Genomic DNA, 2191 nt, shown 5'->3' with positions numbered 1-2191 from the left:
AACCCCTTGAGAATCTACCTTTATTCTCTGCCCCACTGTCCTCTTTGTCATTCTATGGCTTCATTCCTATTCAGTGCCAGAAAATCTTTTTATCAGTCAATGAATTGCTATCAGGCTCCTTTACAGCTAATACTTAACCTTGCTAATTATATGCTTCTGCCTAAATTAAGCCTGAGAGAAGAAAGCTTAATAATTAATTAATCAACCGCTTCCTCCCTATAAAATATTCATAATTAAGGGAATGGCAATAATTAATTCCCCCTATTGCTATTTTTTCCACAATCCTGATTTTTTAAAGTGGGGTTAAAATAAAAAAAACAATAGATTTGTAGTTGCTGAAATAGGTTAGCCGATACTTCTTTAAGATTGTTTACTTATTGCAGAAGCAAGCCTTTAATAGCCAACTGTTTTCCAATTGAATTCAATTTCTTTTATACAGATCCATTCTAAAATCATGTCCAAATTAAACCACACACTACATTTAGGCATATTTATGGCCTTCCTTTCTATCCAATTTTTTAGTGCTACTTCAGTACTTGCTCAAGAAACCGTCACCGGTTATGTTTATGACGACCGCAACAACAATTCAATTAAGGACAAAAACGAGAAAGGAATCAAAGGTGTAGCGGTCACCAACGGAAAAGAGGTTAGGCTAACCAAGGAAGATGGAAGTTATAGCTTACCCGCTAATGATGATATGATTGTTTCTGTTATTAAACCCACAGGCTACGCTGTACCTGTAGATGCCAATAATCAACCGCAATTTTTTTATATCCACAAACCCAATGGCTCACCGGATACCGGTGAAAAAAGGGTTCTTCCTACAGGCAAACTTCCCAAATCAGTAGATTTTCCATTGATTGAACAGGACGAAGCGTCAAATTTCTCGGTACTCGTATTTGGAGACCCACAAGCAGATGACCTGACCAACGCAGGGTACTTCGAAAAAGCCATTGTTTCGGAAGTTATTGGAGGCAAAGGAGCTGCCTTTGGCATAAGTCTGGGGGATTTGGGTGCTAGAAATTTATTTGATACCTATATCCAATCCCTGGGGAAAATAGGTATCCCCTGGTACAATTTGCTAGGCAATCACGATACCAACAGCTATAAGGAAGACCAACTTTCTGATGAGACCTATGAAGCCAGCTTCGGCCCTACCAATTATGCATTAAATTATGCCAATGCCCATTTTATCGTATTGGATGATGTGATCACGCCCAACCCTTTCGGTCAGGGAAGTTATATAGGAGGCTTTCGAGCAGATATTTTGGAATTTATTAAAAACGACCTTAAGCATGTATCAAAGGACAAACTAATCGTATTGGCCTTTCATATTCCTATCTATGAGTTTGAAAAAGGGCCGGATCAATTTAGAGAAGGAGACAGACAAAAACTCTTCGACCTATTAAAAGGCTACCAATACACCCTTTCTCTATCCGGACACACACATTCCCAGAACCATCATTTTTTCACCACCGAAGAAGGCTGGCCCAATGCAGGGTTTCACCACCACTATAACCCGGGAGCTACTTCAGGGGGTATTTATATAGGTCCCAAGGACAGCTACGGAACACCTTCAGGCATAATGCGTGATGGCACTCCTAAGGGATATGCCTTTCTAAATATTACGGACAATACCTACAGCTATGAATACGTCCCTTCCGGAGACAATGACTGGAAAATGAGTATTCATATGCCCAAAATTGTACCCCAGGCAAAAAAATACAGAGGAGAAATTTCTGTAAACTTTTTTCAGGGAACTCCTAGGGACAGTGTAAAATACCGTGTAGATGACGGTGAATGGACAGCCTTAAAACTTGTACCCGAATATGATAAGTTTTTGCTGGACATTCTTCATGAATGGGATCATGCAGAAGAACTTCCATGGGGAATCAGGCCCTCCACTCCTTTAATCTCTTCCCATATATGGAGTGGCAGAATTCCTTCCCAACTTCCTTTGGGAGAGCATACAGTAGAAGTCCAAGCCAAGGATTGGTTAGGTAGAACCTATACTTCAAAAAAATCATTTAAGATTGTTCCTGATAATCAGTAGATAAATGTTAATTATTAATGGTTAATTGATTAATTGTTAATTGATTAATTGTTAATGGTTAATTAGGGAGATGGACTACCGGAGCCTGAGCTTGTCGAAGGCAAAGGGGGACGGTAATGGTTAATTTTTGAATTGTTA

Annotated in this window: 1 protein-coding gene; it reads left to right on the top strand. The window is 39.4% G+C overall.

Annotated elements, in window-relative coordinates; all coding sequences use genetic code 11:
* Positions 1–454 precede the first annotated feature (454 nt).
* Positions 455–2053 (top strand): calcineurin-like phosphoesterase family protein, encoded by a 1599-nt coding sequence (locus AAC037_RS23770; protein WP_339906128.1) that lies wholly within the window; start codon positions 455–457, stop codon positions 2051–2053.
* Positions 2054–2191: the final 138 nt, after the last annotated feature.

The sequence above is a fragment of the uncultured Cyclobacterium sp. genome, assembly GCF_963976465.1.
In the GTDB taxonomy this organism is placed as follows: Bacteria; Bacteroidota; Bacteroidia; order Cytophagales; family Cyclobacteriaceae; genus Cyclobacterium.
The sequence above is the reverse complement of the archived record's forward strand: the minus strand, read 5'-3'. Positions and strand labels throughout refer to the sequence as shown.